The sequence below is a fragment of the Photobacterium sanguinicancri genome (genome assembly GCF_002265265.1).
In the GTDB taxonomy this organism is placed as follows: Bacteria; Pseudomonadota; Gammaproteobacteria; order Enterobacterales; family Vibrionaceae; genus Photobacterium; species Photobacterium sanguinicancri.
This window is the reverse complement of record NZ_NOIF01000397.1, coordinates 1-874: the sequence shown is the minus strand read 5'-3', so window position 1 is coordinate 874 and position 874 is coordinate 1. Positions and strand designations below refer to the sequence as shown.

The 874-nt window shown below is 41.2% G+C and carries 1 protein-coding gene; it reads left to right on the top strand.

Annotation, left to right across the window (positions count from 1 at the left end):
* Window positions 1-82: 82 nt before the first annotated feature.
* On the top strand, window positions 83-811 hold the full coding sequence (locus ASV53_RS24260; RefSeq protein WP_094959016.1) for an SDR family oxidoreductase: 729 nt from the start codon (window positions 83-85) through the stop codon (window positions 809-811).
* Window positions 812-874: the final 63 nt, after the last annotated feature.

Sequence of the window (874 nt, the reverse complement as noted above, 5' to 3'; positions counted from 1 at the left end):
AATTAAATAAGTGTTAAGAATTTTGTCACTTGGCCGTTATGGATGAAAACGATTGCTTAATCAGCGTAGTAAAGGAATAAAAATGATAAATAAGGTGTTTTTGGTCACTGGCGGTGCAAGAGGTATAGGGAAAGCTATCTGTGATTTACTAAGCAAACACGATGCCGTCGTTTTTGCCTTGGATATTGATGAAGAGTCAGGATTTAAGTTAGTGGCGAATAATCCACTCATCCGTTTTCGTCAAGCAGATGTGACTAATCAGGCTGAGATCCAATGTGTTATTGATGAAATTCAGAGTCAATATGGACGGTTGGATGGCTTAGTGAATAATGCGGCAATTTCTAATCCCTATAATGCGCCATTAGCTGATCTTAATTTGCACGATTGGAAACGTACGATTGAAATAAACCTGACAGCCCCTTTGATGATGACCCAATCTGCTCTACCGCTACTTAACCTAACTCAAGGTGCAGTTGTGAACATCGCCTCTACCCGAGCAGTGCAAGCAGAAGCAAATACAGAAGCATACTCTGCGTCTAAAGGCGGCTTGGTCGCATTAACGAAAGCCTTGGCGGTCAGTTTAGGGCCACATGTACGTGTGAACTGCATATCTCCAGGGTGGATACATACCAATGAAGACGAAGTACTGCGCCCTATTGATCATAAGCAACACCTAACCGGCCAAGTTGGTCATGTCATCGACATCGCAAACATGGCTGAGTTCCTATTAAGCAGCAAAGCAAGTTTTATTACTGGTGAGAATTTTACTATCGACGGCGGTATGACAAAGAAAATGATTTATGCTGAATAAGCGCAATGTAGGGTAAGATAAATTATGTTTTTATCAAACAAATAGAGGTCTACTGATTAAACC

Bases quoted from the DNA above. Each gene is read 5' to 3' on its own strand.
- ASV53_RS24260 (WP_094959016.1), top strand. From the start codon at position 83: ATGATAAATAAGGTGTTTTTGGTCACTGGCGGTGCAAGAGGTATAGGG.